Source organism: Mesorhizobium sp. M0077, from assembly GCF_040322955.1.
GTDB lineage: Bacteria > Pseudomonadota > Alphaproteobacteria > Rhizobiales > Rhizobiaceae > Mesorhizobium.
In genome coordinates this window covers 191512-210107 of record NZ_JAMYUL010000009.1, presented here as the reverse complement: position 1 = coordinate 210107, position 18596 = coordinate 191512, and the positions used below count along the sequence as shown (strand labels likewise).

Sequence of the window (18596 nt, the reverse complement as noted above, 5' to 3'; positions counted from 1 at the left end):
AGCGGTGAAAAAATCGAATGAAAAGAGCGCTTTTCCGTACTGGTTGAAATGATCGTCATCGCGCGTTGTCCGGCCGCGGGAGATTGCAGTGCCCGAAATGCGACTGGACCAGGCGAATTCTTGCCTTGAAACGCACGCTTCGGGTTTCTAGGGTCTCGCCGCAGCTACATAAGGAATCCCGGATGCCCCGTTCTGTGATCGAAGCGATCGGCAACACGCCCCTGATCCGCCTCAACAAGGCCTCGGAGCAGACCGGCTGCGAGATCCTGGGCAAGGCCGAGTTCATGAACCCCGGCCAGTCGGTCAAGGATCGCGCAGGCCTGTTCATCATCCGCGACGCCGAACAGCGCGGGCTGTTGAAGCCGGGCGGGGTCATCGTCGAAGGCACGGCAGGCAATACCGGCATTGGCCTGACGCTGGTTGCCAAGGCGCTGGGCTATCGCACAGTGATCGTCATTCCCGACACCCAGAGCCAGGAAAAGAAGGACACGATCAAGCTGCTTGGCGCCGAGCTGATCGAAGTGCCGGCGGTGCCTTACAAGAACCCCAACAACTACGTGAAACTGTCGGGGCGGCTAGCCGAGCAGATGGCGAGGTCGGAGCCGAACGGCGCGATCTGGGCCAACCAGTTCGACAACGTTGCCAATCGCGACGGCCATATCCGCACCACGGCGGAAGAAATCTGGACGCAGACCGGCGGCAAGGTCGACGGTTTCGTCTCGGCGGTGGGTTCGGGCGGAACGCTGGCCGGCGTCGCCTTCGGGCTGAAGGCCAGGAGCAGCAACGTCAAGATCGCGCTCGCCGATCCGCTGGGTGCGGCGCTCTATTCCTTCTACACCAGTGGCGAATTGAAGTCCGACGGCAGCTCGATCACCGAAGGGATAGGGCAGGGGCGCATCACGGCAAATCTCGATGGGTTCACGCCGGACTTCTCGTTCCAGGTGCCGGACGAGGAAGCGCTGCCGATCGTCTTCGACCTGATCCAGGAAGAAGGCCTGTGCGTCGGCGGTTCGACCGGCATCAACATTGCCGGCGCGATCCGGCTGGCGCGCGAGCTTGGGCCCGGCCACACCATCGTGACCATCCTTGCCGACTATGGCACGCGCTACCAGTCGAAGCTGTTCAACCCGGAATTCCTGCGCGAGAAGAACCTGCCGGTGCCGGGCTGGATGGATGAGCGCAGCACAATTTCGGTGCCGTATGAGAAGGTCGCCTGATGGCGCACAGAACAGAAGCGCTGTTTCGCGACGACGCCTATGTCAGAGCGGCTGACGCCACTGTTGTCGCCATCAACGAACGCGGCGGCATCATTCTCGACCGGACCATCTTCTATGCCACATCGGGCGGCCAGCCTGGCGATACCGGCACATTAGAGCGCGCCGACGGCAGCCGCATCGCCATTGCCGCCACCATCACCGGCGAGACCAAGGACGAGATCATCCATGTACCGGCGCCGGAGCAGCCGGCACCCGAGGTCGGCGAGCGGGTGAAACTCGCCATCGACTGGGAGCGGCGGCATCTCCTGATGCGCATGCACGCAGCTTGCCATTTGCTCACCGTCGTCTGTCCGTTTCCGATTACCGGTGCTGCGGTTTCCGAAGATGACAGCCGCGTCGACTTCGACGCTCCCGATGCCGGCTTCACCAGGGAAGACGTCACCGCCGGGCTGATGGAGCTGGTGCGGGCCGATCATCCGATCTTCGTCAGGCTGATCACCGACGAGGAACTGGCAGCCAATCCTGGCCTGGTGAAATCCAAGAATGTCCGGCCGCCCGCCGGCACCGGCAAGATCCGCCTGGTCTGCATCGGCGACAACGCTTCGATCGACAGCCAGCCCTGCGGCGGCACCCATGTCAAAAGCACCGGCGAAGTCGGTGAAATCCATATCGGCAAGATCGAGAAGAAGGGCCGCGAAAACCGGCGTTTTCGCATTCGCTTCGGACCGCCGCCGGTAGCTTGAACGAACCATGATCCCGAAAAGTGGAAGCCGGTTTTCGGGGACGATCATGGTCAACAGGAAGCAATGCCTCGCCAAGGCGGAGCAGGAGAAGAACAATGGCCGATGACAGCCCTTTCACCGTCGATGCGGACTGGTTGCAGAGCCGTCTTGGCGAGCCCGGCCTGACGATCGTCGATGCATCCTGGTATCTGCCGGCGCAGAAGCGCGATGCGCGCGCCGAGTATGAGGCTGCGCATATTCCGGGCGCGCGATTCTTCGATCATGATGCGGCCTCCGATCCTGATGCCAAGCTGCCGCACACGCTGCCCTCGCCACAGCATTTCGCGCAATATGTAGGCGCCATGGGAATTTCGGCCGACGACACCATTGTCGTCTATGACGGTCCGGGTTTCTTCTCGGCGCCGCGCGCCTGGTGGATGTTCCGCGTCATGGGCGTGTTCCAGGTCTATGTGCTCGACGGCGGCTTCGACCGCTGGAAGGCGGCGGGCCGGCCGGTGACGGCGGAGCCGACCAAGATCGCGCCGAATGTGTTTCATGCCGATTTCGATGCCGCTCGCGTCGCCAGCCTTGCCGACATGCGCCGCATCGTCGAGACTGGCGAGAGCCAGATTGCGGACGCCCGAGGCGCGGGCCGCTTCACCGGCGCCGAGCCAGAGCCCCGCGCGGGTGTTCGCTCCGGCCACATGCCCGGCGCGCACAATTTGCCTTATTCGGCGCTGTCACAGGATGGCGCGCTGTTGTCGAAGGACCAGTTGCGCAAGGCCGTTGAGGATGCCGGTATCGATCTGTCGAAACCGGTCGTCACCTCTTGCGGTTCCGGCATCACGGCGGCTGTGGTCACTCTGGCGCTGGAGACGCTCAGTCACACCGACAACCGACTCTATGACGGCTCATGGACGGAATGGGGCGGGCTGGCAGACACGCCCGTGGTGACGGGCAAGGGATGATGGCGATGGAAAACGGCGCGCTGGACGACATCGAGGTCACCGTCACGTTTCTGGAAATGCATGTGCCGCCGGCCTATTCGCCGCCCTTGCCCTACAACAGGCAGATTGCGCTGCTCAGGACCAAGGACATTCCGCTGCATTTCTACCGTTATCTGATGGATCGGGTCGGGCGCAAATGGCATTGGGTTAATGTGCTGAGGCTGGACGATGACGAGCTTGCCGCCGGCATCCACCGCGAGGACCGCGACATCAGGGTGCTTTATCTCGACGGCGCGCCGGCCGGGTTCTTCGACCTCAAGCCGCATTTGCCAGAGGAAGTCGAACTCGCTTATTTCGGCATGATGGAACATGCGACCGGGCAAGGCATCGGCCGTTGGTTCCTCGGTGCGGCGATCGCCGCAGCATGGTCGTATGGACCGAAACGGGTAACGGTGCAGACTTGCACGCTCGACCATCCGGCTGCCTTGCCGCTCTACCAGAAGCTCGGTTTTGCACCGGTGGCGCAAAAGAAGGAGACCGTGCATCCGCTGTCGTTCGCCGAGCGCTCGGCCAGCGTCATGCGGCCGTGACTTTCTCCGACTGAAGGCCGAACCGACCGTTCATGGCGAGGAATTCCTGCTCGTGCGGACCCATGACGAGAACTGGCGCAGGCACCGGGTGACGCTGCGCCGCTTCGACGATTTCATCCGCTGAGCCGGCGCGGGACCTGCCCAATGCCGAAGCAGTCCGGCCTGAGACTGGCCGGGCTGCTGACAGTTGACAGGAATCGGGTGGGAAGCACCTCGGCGGGGGCATAATTTCCGGTCAACCACACCGGAGATTTAGCCATGACCGTCCAGTTCAAAGCCTTGCCGACAGAAGATGTGAGAGCGCTGCAGCGCGGCGGGCCGGACGCCTACGGGCAAACGCCGGAGCGGAAGGTTTCCGATGGCGACGGGGTGCCGTGCCGGCATTGCCTAAGAAACGTCGCCGAAGGCGATGGCTATCTGATCATGGCCTATCGGCCGTTTCCGGCGTTGCAGCCTTACGCCGAGACAGGACCGATCTTCCTGCATGCGCAGGAATGCGAACGCGCAGCCGAGACGGAAGCGCTTCCAGAGATGCTTGACAGCAGCGACTATATCGTGCGCGGCTATGGTGCGGATGACCGCATCGTCTATGGCAGCGGCGGCGTCATTCCGGCTGGCGGCATTGCGGCGCGGGCAGAGACGCTGTTTGAGCGCGCTGACATCGCCTATGTCCACGTCCGCTCGGCGCGCAACAATTGTTATCAGTGCCGCATCGAGCGTTTCTGACAAAAAGATGCCCGCCGGTGGTCTGGCGGGCAGTTGGGAACCGTGTGACGGCACGAGCCGTCAAGTTGGCAGCTCTGTCTGCGCATGCTTTTCGAATGGCGGATGTGAAGCACTTCATACAGCACCGCGATCGTCGCCGGCGTGGTGGCGCGCCGATTGCCGGTGAGCTGTCGCACTCCCGTCGCATTCGTCCATTAAAAGACGAGTGTCGATGGATTTGCCGACCGCGGATGAACCGGCGGGGATCTCGACCACCGAGGAAGCGGGGCTTTGGCTCCGCTTTTTTGTTGTCCGCCAGCCTGTTCAATTCCGGCGCCAGGAATTTTGCGCAAAGAAAAAGCCCGCCGGAATTGACCGACGGGCCTTTGCCGTGTGTGTGTGCGGCGTTTAGTTGAATTTATACTTCGCGCCGACGCGAACGGTCTGGAAGGAAGGCTCGTCGGTGAGGAAGCCGTCCGACCCGAAATCCTCTTTCTCATACTGCGAATAGCGGTATTCGAGACCAAGCGTCATGTTGCTGGAAACGGCCGTTTCCAGGCCGCCACCGACCGAGAAGCCGCTCGAGCCCCAGTCGACGATGTCGCCAACGGGCGAGGAGGCATGCAGGTCGAAATGCTGCCAGCTGTAACCGCCGAGGACATAGGCCAGCGTCGATTCGTTGACCTTGGCGCCGATGCGGGCCAGGGCATCGAAGCCATAGTCGGCATCGCCCTTGATCGACCCACCCGGAATGTCCAGCTTCGAGCGTATGCCGGAATAGCGGGCGTCGACCAGAACGCCGGCGACCCAGCCGCCGAAATCATGGTCGTAACCGATGCTCGCCTCGCCGAACACGCCTTCGCCGCCGATGCCATCCAATTCGAGGGCGCTGGCGAGCGTCAGGTCATGCACTACAGTGCCGGCGCCAAGCGCGCCGCCGACATAGAAGCCGGTCCAGTTGTAGGTCGGAGCAGCAAACAAGGCCCCGCCGCCATTCTGGGCGCCGAAGCGGTAATTGGCCGCGATGTGGAAGGTGTGGCTGGATGGCTCGACATCCAGAGAGGTTCCCGGGCCGCCAATAATGCCGAGGTCAGCCACCGAGTCGTCGCCATAGTTGGCGTAGCGGTATTCGGTCTTCAGCGTCCAGTTGCCGCGCAGCACGGTTTCCATGCCGACGCCGAGAACATAGCCGCCACGGTTCTCCGTGAAATCGAGACCGTCGGCAAAGCCCGAACCCTCGAGCTTGAAATGGTTCCAGGTGTAGCCGCCGAGCACATAGCCGAGCGTATCGGGGTTCAAGAGATAGCCGGCGCGCAAGCCGACGTCGAAGCCATAAGCGTTCGTCAGGTCGATATCAGCGCCCGGAAGGCTGATCGACGGACCGATATTCCCGATGTTGGCGTCGATGAAGCCGCCAAGCAGGAAGCGCTCGGAGACCATATAGTCGTAGCCGGCGGTGATTTCGCCAAACACGCCGTTGCCGCCGATCCCGTTGAAGTCGATCACCGGGTCGACGCTGATGCGATGCACGGTGGCGCCGAAGCCGCCGCCGATGCCGACATAGGCGCCGCTCCAGTTGAAACCGGCAGGTTCTTCCACCGGCTGCACAACATCGGCGGCATGCGCTACCGATATCAAAGCCATTGCCGAAACGGCCCCGAGAAGAACGGATTTAGCAGAGATGAACATTTTAGCCCCTTAGCATAAGAACAAACCCGTCCGTGTTCTAACAGGACGCTCGCCAATATTGGAATGACAAAAATGCCACATCGGCAGGCAAAAGCACCGCCAAGCCGGGCCGTTTCGCCGTGATGTTGCCTTAGAGCCCGCAATTTGTGAGCACGCGGCCAATAAAAAACCCGCCGGCGCAACCGGCGGGTGAGGGAGGCAGAACTGCTTGAGTCGATTAAGGCGTCTGGTCAGGCAGCCAGAACCACTTTCGGTTCGACCAGCTCATAGCCGAGTGCTTCGGCGACGGCGCGATTGGTGATCTTGCCCCTGTGGACATTGAGGCCGTTGCGCAAATGGTGGTCGTCGACCAGTGCCTTCAGGCCCTTGTCGGCCAGCTGCAGGCCATAATGCAGCGTCGCGTTGTTGAGCGCGTGCGCCGAGGTCACCGGCACGGCGCCCGGCATGTTGGCGACGCAGTAATGGATCACGCCGTCGACCTCATAGGTCGGCTCGGCATGGGTAGTGGCGTGCGAAGTCTCGAAGCAGCCGCCCTGGTCGATAGCGACGTCGACCAGCACCGAGCCTTTCTTCATGCCCGACAGCATTTCGCGGGTCACCAGCTTGGGTGCAGCAGCACCCGGGATGAGCACGGCGCCGACGACGATGTCGGCCGAGAAGCATTCTTCCTCAAGCGCCTCGACTGTGGAGTAGCGGGTGTGGACGCGGCCTGTAAAGAGGTCGTCCAGCTGGCGCAGGCGCGGGATTGAGCGGTCGATGATGGTGACGTCGGCGCCGAGGCCGACCGCCATGCGGGCGGCATGCAGGCCGACGACGCCGCCGCCGAGCACGGTGACCTTGCCGGGCAGTACGCCGGGCACGCCGCCGAGCAGCACGCCGCGGCCACCATTGGCCTTCTGCAGCGCGGTCGCGCCGGCCTGGATCGACAGGCGGCCGGCAACTTCCGACATCGGCGCCAAGAGCGGCAGGCCGCCGCGGTCGTCGGTTACGGTCTCATAGGCTATTGCGGTGACGCCGGACGCGAGCAGGCCCTTGGTCTGCTCCGGATCCGGGGCCAAATGCAGATAGGTGTAGAGGATCTGACCGTCGCGCAGCTGCGCCCATTCGTTGGGCTGCGGCTCCTTGACCTTGACGATCATGTCGGACTTGGCGAACACGTCGGCGGCGGTCCTGGCGATGGTGGCGCCGGCGGCGCGGTAGGCATTGTCATCGGCGCCGATGCCGGCGCCGGCGCCGCTTTCGACCAGCACTTCATGGCCATGCGCGACATATTCGCGGACGGAGCCCGGCGTCAGGCCGACGCGGTATTCGTGGTTCTTGATTTCCTTGGGGCAACCGACGCGCATAGTCTTCTCCTGATCCGGCCCTTCGGGCTCGTTCCCTGTATCAACCGAGTGAACCACGAATCGTTGCGCAGGTGTTTGCGAATGCGCTTGCGCGGGGTCACGCGTTTCGATAATCGTTGCGCGAAGTCAAGGAAATTTCGCAGGAATCACGAGAAATGCCGCTCGACAGGATCGATGTCGCCATTCTCGAGGCACTGCAGAAGGATGGCCGCATACCCAATGCGGCGCTCGCCGAAAGGGTCGGCCTGTCGCAGTCGGCCTGTTCGCGCCGGCTCGACAATCTGGAGAAATCCGGCACCATCCGCGGCTATCACGCCCGGCTTTCGAATGCAGCGCTCGGCCACCAGATGACGGCGATCGTGCACATATCGCTGTCGGGACAATTCGAAAAGACGCTGTCGGATTTCGAGGCGGCGATCAAGCGCTGCCCCAATGTGCTGTCCTGCCACCTGATGTCGGGCGAATATGACTATATCCTGCGCATCGCCGCCAAGGACCTGGTCGACTATGAGCGCATCCACAAGGAATGGCTGTCGGCGATGCCGCACGTGACCAAGATCAATTCGTCGTTTGCCCTGCGCGAGATCGTCGATCGCACGGCCATGGGCATGAAGCCGGAACTGGCTTAGCCCTGAGCAGCCTCGGTCACCAGCCTATCCATCGGAATATCGTGCGGCTGCGGGTAGATGGTGGCTATGCGCTGCAGTTCGTAGCCGACGCCGATGACCAATGGCTTGAACGGCATGGCAGCCAGCGTGCGGTCGAAGAAGCCACCGCCATAGCCCAGGCGGTAGTTTCGCGGGTCGATGCCGACGATCGGCGAGATGACGATGTCGGGCAGCACCGGGTCGCCTTCGGCGGGGATAGGGATGTTCCAGACGCCTTTTTCCAGCCGGTCGCCAGGCACATAAGCGCGGAAGATCAGCGGCTGGCCCTTCTCGATGACGACTGGCAGTGCCGTGCGGCCGCCGCGCTGGTTGATCGACGCCATCCACGACCGCAGGTCCGGCTCGCCGCGAAACGGCCAGTAGAGGCTGACCATGCGGCCGGCAATGTCGCCGATTGCCGCGTCGAGGCCTTCGGTGATAGCCCGCGACATCGCCACCCGCGCATCGGCCGAAACCGCCAACCGTGCCGCGATCAGACGCTCGCGCTCGGCCTTGCGCCAACGGCGCACATCGGTCCAATCGGACGTGGGCGCGCGAAATTCCGGATCGAGTTCGTGCATGAAGCAAGGCGGCGAAGAATATTGCGCCCGCCCTTTGCCATCTTTGTCATCGTCGTTGGCCATGCTTCACTCCCGTGGTTCCAGCCCCTGCAAGGCTATACCCGTCCAGGCTTGCCGACATAGGCATTCGCGACATCCGGCGACGAGTCCTGGGCAGCCTTACGCGCGGCAGTCTAGCGCGCCGCGACATTGTTGCGGTGCACAAAAATCACTAGATAAAGGGAGACAAACAGGGGTGAATGCGATGAGTGAAACCAGCCATCATGTCGTTGTCGTCGGCGCAGGGTTCGGCGGTCTCGAACTCACGCGGGCGCTGGCCGGCGCACCCGTGCGCATCACCATGATCGACAAGCGCAACCATCACCTTTTCCAGCCGCTGCTCTACCAGGTGGCGACCACCTCGCTGGCGACCTCGGAAGTTGCCTGGCCGATCCGTCATCTGCTGCGCAAGCGCGAGGACGTGACGACCCTGCTCGGCAACGTCACCGGCGTCGACCGTCCAGGCAAACGCGTGCTGCTTGAGGACGGCAGTTCTGTTCCCTACGACACGCTGGTGCTCGCCACCGGCGCGCGTCATGCTTATTTCGGCCACGACGAATGGGAGCCTTTCGCGCCTGGGCTGAAGACGCTTGAAGACGCAACCACCATTCGCCGGCGCATCCTGCTCGCCTTCGAGCAGGCCGAGCGCGAGACCGATCCGGCCAAGCGCCAGGCACTGCTGACACTGGTCATCGTCGGCGGCGGCCCGACCGGCGTGGAGCTTGCCGGCACCATTGTCGAACTCGCGCACGAAACGCTGCGCGGCGAATTCCGCAACATCGACACGCGTGAGGCGCGTGTGGTGCTGGTCGAGGCCGGAGACAGGATCCTCGCCAATTTCGCGCCAAAGCTGTCCGACTATGCGCGCAAGGCGCTGGAGCGGCGGGGCGTCACGGTCGAGCTTGGCCGCGCCGTCACGCGCCTCGATGCCGAAGGCGTCGTCTTTGGCGATACGCATCTGCCGGCGCGAACCATCCTGTGGGCCGCCGGCGTAGCGGCTTCGCCCGCTGGAGAGTGGCTGGGAGCGCCGGTGGACCGGGCGGGCAGGGTAATGGTCGAGCCCGATCTGACCGTGCCGAACAGTCCTGAAATCTTCGTCATCGGCGACACCGCGCATGTCTTGCGGCCGGACGGCAAGCCGGTGCCAGGCGTGGCGCCTTCCGCCAAGCAGGAGGGCAAGCACGTCGCCGCGACGATCAGGGCGCGGCTGGCCGGCGATGGCGCGCCGCGCCCTTTCCGCTACAAACATGCCGGCGACCTGGCGACGATCGGCAAGTGGGCAGCCGCGATCGATTTCGGCCGGATCAAGCTCACGGGATGGCTTGCCTGGTGGCTGTGGGGCGTGGCGCATATCTACTTCCTGATCGGCTTCCGCAACCGGCTGTCGGTGTCGCTTAGCTGGCTATGGATCTATTTCACCGGCCAGCGGAGCGCGCGACTGATCACCCAGGGCGATGATAACAAGGGCTGAGGTTCTCAACCGCGGCCAAGGATATTCATCCAGCCGTCACCTTTTGCTGATCGACTGACTTCCCGATGGACATGGCCGGTTTTCGGCGCGAAGCTTCCGCCCGGGGCTGGGATCTTGTCACGTCGCTGGGAAGGAAAACCAATGTCACATTTGCTCAACCCCGTCTCCCGCCGTAGTTTTCTTGCCGGTGCGGCCGCCAGCGGGGCGCTGATCATGCTGCATCCGTTTTCCGCCCGCGCGCAGGCCAACCAGGCGCATCTGAGGATCATGGAGACCACCGACATCCATGTGAATGTGCTGCCTTACGACTACTACGCCGATAAAGCCAACGACACGATGGGCCTGTCGCGGACGGCCTCACTGATCGCGGCGGTGCGCAAGGAAGCCACCAATGCGATGCTGATCGACAATGGCGATCTTTTGCAGGGCAATCCGATGGGCGATTACATCGCCTATGAGAAGGGCCTCAAGGAAGGCGATCTGCATCCGATCATGAAGGGCATGAACCTGCTGGGCTATGAATGCTCGACGCTCGGCAATCACGAGTTCAATTACGGCCTGTCGTTCCTCGACAAGGTGCTGGCCGGAGCCAATTTCCCCTTCGTCTGCGCCAATCTGATCCGCGGCACCGAGCTTGCCGCCAACCCGCGCGACGACAAGCTCTACCTCAAGCCCTATGTCATCCTCGACAAGAAGATCAAGGACGGGTCGGGCGTCGAGCAGCCGATCAAGATCGGCATCATCGGCTTCGTGCCGCCGCAGATCATGGTCTGGGACCTGAAGAACCTGGAAGGCAATGTCAGGACGCGCGACATCGTCGAGGCGGCCAGGGCATGGGTGCCGCAGATCAAGGAGGAGGGCGCCGACATCGTCATCGCGCTCTCGCATTCCGGCATCGATATCAAGCAGGGCGACGGCATGGAGAACGCCTCCTTCTTCGTCGCCGGCGTCGAAGGCATCGATGCGGTGTTCACCGGCCATCAGCATCTCGTCTTCCCCGGCAAGAAGGATTTTCAGGCGCTCGAAGGCGTCGACACCGAGAAAGGCACGCTGCAGGGCAAGCCCGCCGTGATGGGCGGTTTCTGGGGCTCGCATATGGGACTGATCGATCTGCTTCTGGAACGGGACGGATCGAAATGGCGCGTAGCCTCGGCCACATCGGAGGCAAGGCCGATCTACCAGCGCGTCGACAAGGCAAACAAGCCGACGGTGGCGGACGACCAGCGCGTCGTCGATGCGCTGAAGGCGGACCATGAGGCGACACTTGCCTATGTCCGCCGACCGGTCGGCAAGACCTCGGCGCCGCTCTATTCCTATTTCGCGCTGGTCGCCGACGATCCGTCGGTGCAGATCGTCAACCAGGCGCAGAGCTGGTACCTCAAGGACATATTGAAGAGCACGCAGTGGAAGGATGTGCCGCTGCTGTCGGCGGCAGCACCCTTCAAGGCCGGCGGGCGCAACGGCGCCGACTACTATACCGACGTGCCGGTGGGCGACATCGCCATCAAGAACGTCGCCGACCTCTATCTCTATCCGAACACGGTGCGCGCCGTCGAAATCACCGGCGCGCAAGTGAAGGAATGGCTGGAAATGTCGGCCGGCATTTTCAGGAAGATCGAGCCGGGCAAGGCCGACCAGGCGCTCATCGACACCGAATTCCCGTCCTACAATTTCGATGTGATCGATGGCGTCAGCTACGGAATAGACCTGTCGCAGCTGCCGAAATACGATGCCAAGGGTGGCGTCGCCAATGCCGGCTCGAACCGCATCGTCGGCCTCAGCTTCGACGGCAAGCCTATTGATCCGGCAGCGAAATTCGTCGTCGCCACCAACAATTACCGCGCCGGCGGTGGCGGCAATTTCCCCGACATCAATGCCTCGAAGATCATCTACGAGGCGCCGGACACCAACCGCGACGTGATCGTGCGCTACGTCGTCAGCGAAGGCACGATCAATCCCTCGGCCGACGACAATTGGTCGTTCACGCCGCTGCCCGGCACCAGCGTCGTGTTCGAGACCGGCCCCAAAGCGAAGGATTTTATATCGGGAGTGAAATCGCTCAAGATCGAGCCGGCCGGCGAGGGCGAATCCGGGTTTGCGAAGTATCGCATCCTGCTTTGAGGCAACGTGCAGCTAACAGGGAAAACGAGCGGGCATACGCCCGCTCAATCACGCTTCGGATCAGGCTTTGTAGACCACTTGGCGCACGTCGATGTAGCTGGCTCTAAAGCCGGCTTCGCAATAGTGGAGATAAAATTCCCAAAGCTTCTTGAAGCGGTCGTCGAAGCCGAGCGGGACGATCTTTTCCCACGACGCCCAGAAGCGGTTGCGCCATTCGGCAAGCGTGCGGGCATAGTCGTCCGGAAAGACGCGCTCGCGCAGATGGGCAAGGCCATGGTCGCTGCCCAGCGTCTTCAGGATCGACGGCGTCGGCAGCATGCCGCCTGGGAAGACATAGCGCTGGATGAAATCCGGCCTCGCCCGATAGGTGTCGTAGGCGGCCTCGTTGATGGTGATGATCTGCAGGCCGGCGGTGCCGCCGGGCCTCAAGCACGCCTTCATCTTGCCGAAAAATACCGGCCAATATTTTTCGCCGACCGCCTCGAACATCTCGATCGAGGCGATGCGGTCGTAAGTGCCCGTTTCGTCTCGGTAATCCTGCAGCTTGATGTCGACCTTGTCAGACAGTCCCGCCTTCTGGATGCGCGCCTTGGCGAAATCGTGCTGTTCGCGGCTGATGGTCAGGCCGGTGACGCGGCAGCCGATCTCGCGCGCGGCAAATTCGGCAAAACCGCCCCAGCCGCAGCCGATCTCGAGCACATGGTCCTTCTTGCCGATGCCGGTATCCTTGGCCAGCGCGCGGTATTTGGCGGCCTGAGCGCTTTCCAGGTCGTTGGCGCCGGTCGCATAGAGCGCCGACGAATAGGTCATGCTGGGATCGAGCCATTGCTTGTAGAAGGCGTTGCCGAGATCGTAATGCGCCGAGATGTTGCGCTTCGAGCCGGTGCGGGTGTTTTCGTTGAACCAGTGGCGGATGCGCTGGACCGTGTTGATGAGCCAGTTGGCGCCGCCGGCAATGCGTTCCCCAACGGCCGAGTTGACGACGAACAGTTCGAGGAAGCTGGTTACATCAGGGCTTTCCCAGTCGCCGTCCATGTAGGATTCGGCAACGCCGATGGTGCCGCCGGAAAAGGCACGGCCGGGCAGGCGCCAGTTCTTCAACACCAGCTCGGCATCCGGCCCGGGTCCGTTGCCGCCGACAAGCACCGCCCGGCCATCCGGCATCCTCACCTTCAGCGAACCGCGCGGCAATTTCATCGCCGCCGACAGCACCATGCGCGCCTTGGCCGGCAGGCCCTTGACGATCTCGGCGAAATTGAGTTCGTCCAGCCTGATGGCGTCGCCGATGCCTTTGTATTCCCTGACAGCCATCTCACACCCCCCTGGACTTCCGCGGGGGCGGCGCAAGATCTGCCGGCCTCCACATCCTCCACTTTCATTCGCCAGGCGCGAACGCCGTAGCCTGCTTAAATTTTCGCCACAATCTTCCACCGCATCGACCGGAACTTCAAGAGGCAAGCCGTGCCCGGCACTGGCCCAGGTGGCGTGCCTGGGGCCAGAATCGGTGAGGGCGAGCGACCGCCGGTGAAATCGCTATGGTTAGGAACAGCCACATACGTTAGTTTCAGCCATGCGTTACGTCATCGTCATCACCGCCATCGCCTTTTTCCTGATCTGGGATGGCCTCTATAATCAGGGCCGCTATCTCGACACGACGGTCAGGGAAATGTCGCGCGTCGTGCGCTACGTCACCGGCAAAGCCTAGCTTTTGCGCCTCTGCAAAGTCGCCTGCCGGCATTGCCGGGCGCGACATCGTGGCGGTTGACGCGACGGTCCCGCTCACACAAAACATGCCGCAAATCGAACGTGGAGGCAGGTGTGATCCGGCATATCGTTTTCTTCAGCGCGCGGCGCAAGGACGATGTCGAGGCCGTGCGCACGGGCTTGCTCGCGCTGGGCAAGATCCCGCATTCAAGCCTCTTCGAGGTGACGCTCAACACCAAGGTCGATCCGCTGTCGGATGCGATCGACGTGGTCGTCTATGCCGAGTTCGAGGATGATGCCGCGCTTGCCGCCTACAAGGCGCACCCGCTCTATGCCGAGACGACCAGTCGGGTCAAACCATTGCGCGAATTGCGCTATTCGGCCGATGTCGTGGCGATGGCCTGATCGGGCTGGCAAGAGGCCTTGAACCGATTTCCGGAATGATGCACACCGCGCCGGCATGACCAGCACGATCCATCCGCTTGACCATCTTGTGTTGCCGACGGCGAGCCTCGCCGTGGCGCGGGCGCGGCTGACATCGCTTGGCTTCATCGTCGCACCAACCGGCATCCACCCTTTCGGCACCGAAAATTGCTGCGTCTTCTTCGCTGACGGCACCTACCTCGAACCGCTGGCGGTCGGGAATGAACAGGCTGCAGACGAGGCATTTGCCGGTGGCAATGTCTTTGTCGCGCGCGACCGGCTCTATCGCGCCAGGCTGGGCGATGAGGGCTTTTCCGCCGTGGTGCTGGCCACCGACGATGCCGATGCGGACCATGCGCGCTTTATCAAAGCCGGCCTGTCGGCGGGAGACGTACTGAGCTTTTCCCGCGCCTTCACCGACACGGCCGGAAAGAGCGACATGGCCTCGTTCAAACTGGCTTTCGCCGCCGGCGCCGAGACGATGGACGCCTTTCTGTTCGCTTGCGAGCGGATCAACGCCCCTCAAATCGACCGTACGGCACTGCAGGCCCATGCCAACGGCGTGACCGGCATTGCCGAAATCGTCGCGGTCAGCGGCGTGCCATCCGAAAAGCGCCACCTGATCGAGACAGCGACGGGTTCGAGGCAGAGGAGCAGCACGGCGTTCGACCTGGCGAACGCGCGTTTGAGCGTTCTCAAGCCCGCGGCTTTCGCTGAGCGCTTCGGCATGTCGGCTGGCGCGCCGACGGACCTTCGCTTCGCCGCGATCGTCTTTTCGGCCCGCAGTATCGGCGCTGTCGCGAGGCTGCTTGCAGACAACGCCGTCGGGCACGATATAGCGGGCAACGAAATCGTCGTGCAGCCGGCATCCGGACAGGGCGCGGCTTTCATCTTCCGGGAGACCCCATGAGCAAGCCGCAAGGGCCCAATTCGCTGGCGCCGAATTCGTCAGTAACCGTCGGCAACGTCGTCTTCGACAACAGCGGGCCCTTGGCGTTGATCGCCGGCCCGTGCCAGTTCGAATCGCGCCAGCACGCTTTCGACATGGCCGGCGCGCTGAAGGAACTGACCGGCAAGCTCGGCATCGGCCTCGTCTACAAGACCAGCTACGACAAGGCCAACCGCACCTCGCTGTCGGCAACGCGCGGCGCCGGCATGGACGCGGCGCTTCCGGTGTTCGACGAGTTGCGCAAGGCGTTTTCGCTTCCCATTCTGACCGATGTCCACACCGAGGAGCAGTGCGCGATCGTCGCACACCATGTCGATGTGCTGCAGATTCCGGCCTTCCTGTCGCGCCAGACCGACATGCTGGTCGCCGCCGCCAAGACCGGCAAGGTGATCAACGTCAAGAAGGGGCAATTCCTGGCGCCTTGGGACATGAAGAACGTGGTGGCCAAGATCACCGGTTCGGGCAACCTCAATGTGCTGACCACCGAGCGCGGCGCGTCTTTCGGCTACAACACGCTGGTGTCGGACATGCGGGCTTTGCCTGTGATGGCCGAGATCGGCGCGCCGGTGATTTTCGACGCCACCCATTCGGTGCAGCAGCCGGGCGGGCAGGGCGGTTCCTCCGGTGGTGAGCGCCGCTTTGTCGAGACGCTGGCGCGGGCTGCCGTTGCCGTCGGCGTCGCCGGCGTGTTCATAGAGACCCACCAGGATCCCGACAATTCGACCTCCTCCGACGGGCCCAACATGCTGCCGCTGAAGGACATGCCGGCGCTGCTCGAAAGACTGATGGCATTCGACCGCATCGCCAAGAATGCTGCTGACCTGAACCGAGGCTGATGGTTTCGGCTATGGCGCGCGCGCTGCCCTGCTTGTGGAAGGCATAAGCCGGCTGTAGGCTCGCTCCTGCAAATGAGCGTCTTGGCAGGAGGAAGCCATGTCCGTCGCCCGCGTCACCGAAATCACGTCGTCGTCGAAAAAGAGCTTTCAGGACGCCATCGAGAAGGGGATTGAGCGCGCATCCAAAACCCTGAAGAACGTCGAAGGCGCTTGGATCCAGGACCAGAAGATCGTCGTCGAGGACGGCAGGATCGCGGCGTATCGCGTCAACATGAAGGTGACGTTCATCCTCGCGGAGTAACCGCCCGCTCGAAAAAACGGGAACTTTCGCCCGCGCACCTCATTGTCAAAGTATAGATCAATGACATGAGGAGCATCAGCCATGACCACCCAAACAGGCCACACCGAAGCAATCGCCGCTTCGCGCGTCATCGGCACGTCGGTCTACAACACCGAGGGCACGAGCATCGGCAGCATCGAGGACATCATGCTCGACAAGACGTCGAACGGCATCATGTTCGCGGTGATCGGGTTCGGTGGATTTCTCGGCATTGGCGAGAAGTATCACGCCATTCCGTGGGCGAGCCTCGACTATGACGAGGACAAGGGCGGCTATGTCGTGCCGTTCTCGAAGGAGCAGCTGAAGGCAGCACCCGCCTATTCGATCAATGAACTGGCCGGCGCCGATGGCGAGGCCGCACGTGATGCTTCCTATGATTACTACAAGGTCACGCCGTATTGGCATTGATCAGCTGCGCTGACGCCTGACGTGAAAAGGCCCCCGAATTCCGAAACGGGGGCCTTTTCAGTGCAACCCGACAGTTTCTAAATTATTCTGCTGCATGAAGCGTAGACAGCTGCGTCGCCGCCCTGGGCGGCTGCTGCGTATCGCAGGACGTCAGGAACGCCGCCGCGATCAGGAACAAACTCACGATACCGCTCAACTCGGACATGGCGAAACTCCTCCTGTTTCGCCCCGCGCATCACCATCCTAGTCGACACAGAGATTGTTATCTCTGAATTATGATGACGTGGTGTTGTCGAACGTGATCCGAGGCATGCTCAGCCGAGGAGTCCGGCATTCTTCACCGCCTTGAAAACCTTTTCGTGCCAGGCGATCCGATCCGCTTCGCCATTGGCCTGCGTGGCGGAATTGGCGTTGCCGACGTTGATCGCGCGCGAGATCTTTTTGATCAGGCCGGCATCGGCAAAGGCATTGCAGCCTGACCCTTTCCATTCGGCGCAAGCTGCGAGCAGCGAAGTCTGCGGATCCTCGATCAGTTCAGGATGATTGGCGAGGTCAACCTTGGCGAGCTTGCCCTTGGCCGTGTACGCGTCGCGCCCGGTGGTCTGGAACGTGCCGCCGCCGCGGAAATTGAAGCCGTCCAACGTTCCTTTCACATTGCCCATGCGGCCGCCATAGGCCCAGTCGCCCAGGGCTTGCGGCTTGCGCAGCAGGTTGTCCCCGATCCACTGATCGGTCTTGCCCGCGGCTCGCGACCTCCATGCGTTCCGGATTGCCGCCACGGTCGTGTAGGTCAGGGATTCGCGAATGAGGGTGAAGCCACCGGTTTCCATCGCCGCTTGAGCGAAGAAATGCATCAGCCGATCATAATTGTTGCACACGCCATGATCGCCAAGTGCCTTGAGGCCCTTGTCGGAGGTAAAGGCGCCGATGTAACCGTCATAGATTGTTCGCTTGGAACCGCTTGCCGGTCTCGGCGCGAATTTCTGGAAGACCGCTGCCGGCAAACCCTTGTTCGGATCGCCCGCAACCGCTTCGAGCACGCTCTCGACACTCTCGGTCGACAGCACCGGTTCGCCTTCGACGACCACCGAAGCATTGGGAATTCGCTTGCCGTTGCTTTTCGGGAAGCCACCGCCGGCAAAGGTTTTCAGATCGTCAATGAGGGCGATTACGCGTGTCCGGCTCTCCGTGAAATCCATGTCGGAAAGCGGACCGCTCACCTTCTTCGTCGGGTTGATGCATCCGACGCTGGACAGGAAATTGACGCCCGGATGGATCAGGATTTCGGTGCGCTTGTTGGTCTTCAGCAGTTCGAGTCCAGGTTTGGGTGGCGTCTTGGCGCCAGTGTAGCCGATGGTCACATATTTGCCTCCGGCCTGTGTCGCCAGCGGATAGGTGCCGGGCTCGATGCGCCTGCCATTGTCTTCTTTGGAATTGTCGCCTGGGCCGCGAGATTCACACACGAACCCCGATAGACCCGTTACTGCCGTGCCGTTGTGGAAGACTTTATAGGTACCAACCGTCCTGCGTCTGGTGCCCCTCATATGCTCGACTTTGCGGCTAATAAGAAGTTCCCAGCCAGTGCCTGAAATCGCTGCCATTGCCGCCTCCCCAAAGAGTTCAAGTGTGTTGATTTCACTGTGGTCGCCAAATAGTTCGCGTTGTAGATGTGACGCTAACATCTTCGAATTCTCTGCATTGTGAAGTTTGTCACGTTGGCGGTAGCCTCTTTTGAAGCATCGGGTGGAGTTTGTGTGCCGCCTGGTTTCGTGACAAAGGCATTGCCGCAGGGGCGGGGCACCCACCCCATGCCGCGCCAGACATATGACGTCAGGGCGGGCTGTTTGCGTTCAGATGGCGT

Annotated in this window: 20 protein-coding genes; 14 read left to right on the top strand and 6 right to left on the bottom strand. The window is 62.2% G+C overall.

Annotated features, from left to right (window positions below; genetic code table 11):
• Positions 1-182: 182 nt before the first annotated feature.
• From NKJ57_RS19120 to NKJ57_RS19095, 5 genes are all read left to right on the top strand, one after another.
• Positions 183-1217, top strand: a complete 1035-nt coding sequence (locus tag NKJ57_RS19120) for a cysteine synthase A (protein WP_023738892.1) — start codon at positions 183-185, stop codon at positions 1215-1217.
• Positions 1217-1960, top strand: a complete 744-nt coding sequence (locus tag NKJ57_RS19115; protein ID WP_352511957.1) for an alanyl-tRNA editing protein — start codon at positions 1217-1219, stop codon at positions 1958-1960. Before NKJ57_RS19120 ends, NKJ57_RS19115 begins: the two co-directional genes overlap by 1 nt.
• Positions 1961-2055: 95 nt before the next feature.
• On the top strand, positions 2056-2907 hold the full coding sequence (gene sseA, locus NKJ57_RS19110; protein WP_023710546.1) for a 3-mercaptopyruvate sulfurtransferase: 852 nt from the start codon (positions 2056-2058) through the stop codon (positions 2905-2907).
• A 5-nt stretch (positions 2908-2912) separates the two neighbouring features.
• Positions 2913-3476 carry a GNAT family N-acetyltransferase gene (locus NKJ57_RS19105; protein WP_023682574.1) on the top strand — a complete coding sequence of 188 codons (564 nt, stop codon included), beginning with the start codon at positions 2913-2915 and terminating at the stop codon, positions 3474-3476.
• 258 nt (positions 3477-3734) lie between these two features.
• On the top strand, positions 3735-4202 hold the full coding sequence (locus NKJ57_RS19095) for a DUF1203 domain-containing protein (protein WP_352511959.1): 468 nt from the start codon (positions 3735-3737) through the stop codon (positions 4200-4202).
• A gap of 387 nt (positions 4203-4589) precedes the next feature.
• On the opposite strand, the gene NKJ57_RS19090 is transcribed toward NKJ57_RS19095, so the two are convergent.
• Both NKJ57_RS19090 and ald read right to left on the bottom strand, forming a co-directional pair.
• Positions 4590-5825: an outer membrane protein gene (locus NKJ57_RS19090; protein ID WP_352511961.1), complete on the bottom strand. Its 1236-nt coding sequence runs from the start codon at positions 5823-5825 to the stop codon at positions 4590-4592.
• Between the two features lie 275 nt (positions 5826-6100).
• Positions 6101-7216 (bottom strand): alanine dehydrogenase, encoded by a 1116-nt coding sequence (gene ald, locus NKJ57_RS19085; protein WP_023688436.1) that lies wholly within the window; start codon positions 7214-7216, stop codon positions 6101-6103.
• A 155-nt stretch (positions 7217-7371) separates the two neighbouring features.
• Between ald and NKJ57_RS19080 the strand changes: the two genes are divergently transcribed.
• Positions 7372-7845, top strand: coding sequence for an Lrp/AsnC family transcriptional regulator (locus NKJ57_RS19080; protein WP_352511963.1), 474 nt, complete (start codon positions 7372-7374; stop codon positions 7843-7845).
• Here NKJ57_RS19080 and NKJ57_RS19075 read toward each other — a convergent pair.
• Entirely contained in the window at positions 7842-8507 is a 666-nt protein-coding gene (locus NKJ57_RS19075) for a 5-formyltetrahydrofolate cyclo-ligase (RefSeq protein ID WP_352511965.1), read from the bottom strand. The genes NKJ57_RS19080 and NKJ57_RS19075 overlap by 4 nt on opposite strands.
• Before the next feature lie 181 nt (positions 8508-8688).
• On the opposite strand from NKJ57_RS19075, the gene NKJ57_RS19070 reads away from it, so the two are divergent.
• Positions 8689-9954 carry an NAD(P)/FAD-dependent oxidoreductase gene (locus NKJ57_RS19070; RefSeq protein ID WP_023682568.1) on the top strand — a complete coding sequence of 422 codons (1266 nt, stop codon included), beginning with the start codon at positions 8689-8691 and terminating at the stop codon, positions 9952-9954.
• 141 nt (positions 9955-10095) lie between these two features.
• Positions 10096-12075, top strand: a complete 1980-nt coding sequence (locus tag NKJ57_RS19065; protein WP_352511966.1) for a bifunctional 2',3'-cyclic-nucleotide 2'-phosphodiesterase/3'-nucleotidase — start codon at positions 10096-10098, stop codon at positions 12073-12075.
• 60 nt (positions 12076-12135) lie between these two features.
• Here NKJ57_RS19065 and NKJ57_RS19060 read toward each other — a convergent pair whose 3' ends face one another.
• Positions 12136-13386 (bottom strand): SAM-dependent methyltransferase, encoded by a 1251-nt coding sequence (locus NKJ57_RS19060; protein WP_023668904.1) that lies wholly within the window; start codon positions 13384-13386, stop codon positions 12136-12138.
• A gap of 259 nt (positions 13387-13645) precedes the next feature.
• Between NKJ57_RS19060 and NKJ57_RS19055 the strand changes: the two genes are divergently transcribed.
• The 6 genes from NKJ57_RS19055 to NKJ57_RS19030 all read left to right on the top strand — a co-directional run bounded on the left by NKJ57_RS19055 (position 13646) and on the right by NKJ57_RS19030 (position 16735).
• A complete protein-coding gene (locus tag NKJ57_RS19055; protein ID WP_023668905.1) occupies positions 13646-13780 on the top strand; it encodes a hypothetical protein in 135 nt (44 codons plus the stop codon).
• A 113-nt stretch (positions 13781-13893) separates the two neighbouring features.
• Positions 13894-14184, top strand: a complete 291-nt coding sequence (locus NKJ57_RS19050) for a Dabb family protein (protein ID WP_023682566.1) — start codon at positions 13894-13896, stop codon at positions 14182-14184.
• Between the two features lie 55 nt (positions 14185-14239).
• Positions 14240-15112: a VOC family protein gene (locus tag NKJ57_RS19045; protein WP_352511967.1), complete on the top strand. Its 873-nt coding sequence runs from the start codon at positions 14240-14242 to the stop codon at positions 15110-15112.
• Positions 15109-15987 carry a 3-deoxy-8-phosphooctulonate synthase gene (gene kdsA, locus NKJ57_RS19040; RefSeq protein WP_031196594.1) on the top strand — a complete coding sequence of 293 codons (879 nt, stop codon included), beginning with the start codon at positions 15109-15111 and terminating at the stop codon, positions 15985-15987. Before NKJ57_RS19045 ends, kdsA begins: the two co-directional genes overlap by 4 nt.
• 97 nt (positions 15988-16084) lie before the next feature.
• A complete protein-coding gene (locus NKJ57_RS19035; protein ID WP_023668908.1) occupies positions 16085-16288 on the top strand; it encodes a dodecin family protein in 204 nt (67 codons plus the stop codon).
• 81 nt (positions 16289-16369) lie between these two features.
• Entirely contained in the window at positions 16370-16735 is a 366-nt protein-coding gene (locus tag NKJ57_RS19030; protein ID WP_023668909.1) for a PRC-barrel domain-containing protein, read from the top strand.
• 82 nt (positions 16736-16817) lie between these two features.
• On the opposite strand, the gene NKJ57_RS19025 is transcribed toward NKJ57_RS19030, so the two are convergent.
• Complete coding sequence (locus NKJ57_RS19025; RefSeq protein ID WP_023682563.1) at positions 16818-16940, bottom strand: hypothetical protein; 123 nt, start codon at positions 16938-16940, stop codon at positions 16818-16820.
• Between the two features lie 109 nt (positions 16941-17049).
• On the bottom strand, positions 17050-18336 hold the full coding sequence (locus tag NKJ57_RS19020; RefSeq protein WP_352511969.1) for a glycoside hydrolase family 19 protein: 1287 nt from the start codon (positions 18334-18336) through the stop codon (positions 17050-17052).
• Positions 18337-18596 lie beyond the last annotated feature (260 nt).

Excerpts from the sequence above, each read along its gene's own strand:
- NKJ57_RS19115 (WP_352511957.1), top strand. The coding sequence starts at position 1,217 with ATGGCGCACAGAACAGAAGCGCTGTTTCGCGACGACGCCTATGTCAGA.
- NKJ57_RS19065 (WP_352511966.1), top strand. The coding sequence starts at position 10,096 with ATGTCACATTTGCTCAACCCCGTCTCCCGCCGTAGTTTTCTTGCCGGT.
- NKJ57_RS19095 (WP_352511959.1), top strand. The coding sequence starts at position 3,735 with ATGACCGTCCAGTTCAAAGCCTTGCCGACAGAAGATGTGAGAGCGCTG.
- NKJ57_RS19035 (WP_023668908.1), top strand. The coding sequence starts at position 16,085 with ATGTCCGTCGCCCGCGTCACCGAAATCACGTCGTCGTCGAAAAAGAGC.
- kdsA (WP_031196594.1), top strand. The coding sequence starts at position 15,109 with ATGAGCAAGCCGCAAGGGCCCAATTCGCTGGCGCCGAATTCGTCAGTA.
- NKJ57_RS19090 (WP_352511961.1), bottom strand. The coding sequence starts at position 5,825 with ATGGCTTTGATATCGGTAGCGCATGCCGCCGATGTTGTGCAGCCGGTG.
- NKJ57_RS19105 (WP_023682574.1), top strand. The coding sequence starts at position 2,913 with ATGGAAAACGGCGCGCTGGACGACATCGAGGTCACCGTCACGTTTCTG.
- NKJ57_RS19045 (WP_352511967.1), top strand. The coding sequence starts at position 14,240 with ATGACCAGCACGATCCATCCGCTTGACCATCTTGTGTTGCCGACGGCG.
- NKJ57_RS19060 (WP_023668904.1), bottom strand. The coding sequence starts at position 13,386 with ATGGCTGTCAGGGAATACAAAGGCATCGGCGACGCCATCAGGCTGGAC.
- NKJ57_RS19030 (WP_023668909.1), top strand. The coding sequence starts at position 16,370 with ATGACCACCCAAACAGGCCACACCGAAGCAATCGCCGCTTCGCGCGTC.
- NKJ57_RS19070 (WP_023682568.1), top strand. The coding sequence starts at position 8,689 with ATGAGTGAAACCAGCCATCATGTCGTTGTCGTCGGCGCAGGGTTCGGC.
- sseA (WP_023710546.1), top strand. The coding sequence starts at position 2,056 with ATGGCCGATGACAGCCCTTTCACCGTCGATGCGGACTGGTTGCAGAGC.
- NKJ57_RS19120 (WP_023738892.1), top strand. The coding sequence starts at position 183 with ATGCCCCGTTCTGTGATCGAAGCGATCGGCAACACGCCCCTGATCCGC.
- NKJ57_RS19025 (WP_023682563.1), bottom strand. The coding sequence starts at position 16,940 with ATGTCCGAGTTGAGCGGTATCGTGAGTTTGTTCCTGATCGCGGCGGCG.
- NKJ57_RS19075 (WP_352511965.1), bottom strand. The coding sequence starts at position 8,507 with ATGGCCAACGACGATGACAAAGATGGCAAAGGGCGGGCGCAATATTCT.
- NKJ57_RS19080 (WP_352511963.1), top strand. The coding sequence starts at position 7,372 with ATGCCGCTCGACAGGATCGATGTCGCCATTCTCGAGGCACTGCAGAAG.
- NKJ57_RS19020 (WP_352511969.1), bottom strand. The coding sequence starts at position 18,336 with ATGGCAGCGATTTCAGGCACTGGCTGGGAACTTCTTATTAGCCGCAAA.
- ald (WP_023688436.1), bottom strand. The coding sequence starts at position 7,216 with ATGCGCGTCGGTTGCCCCAAGGAAATCAAGAACCACGAATACCGCGTC.
- NKJ57_RS19055 (WP_023668905.1), top strand. The coding sequence starts at position 13,646 with ATGCGTTACGTCATCGTCATCACCGCCATCGCCTTTTTCCTGATCTGG.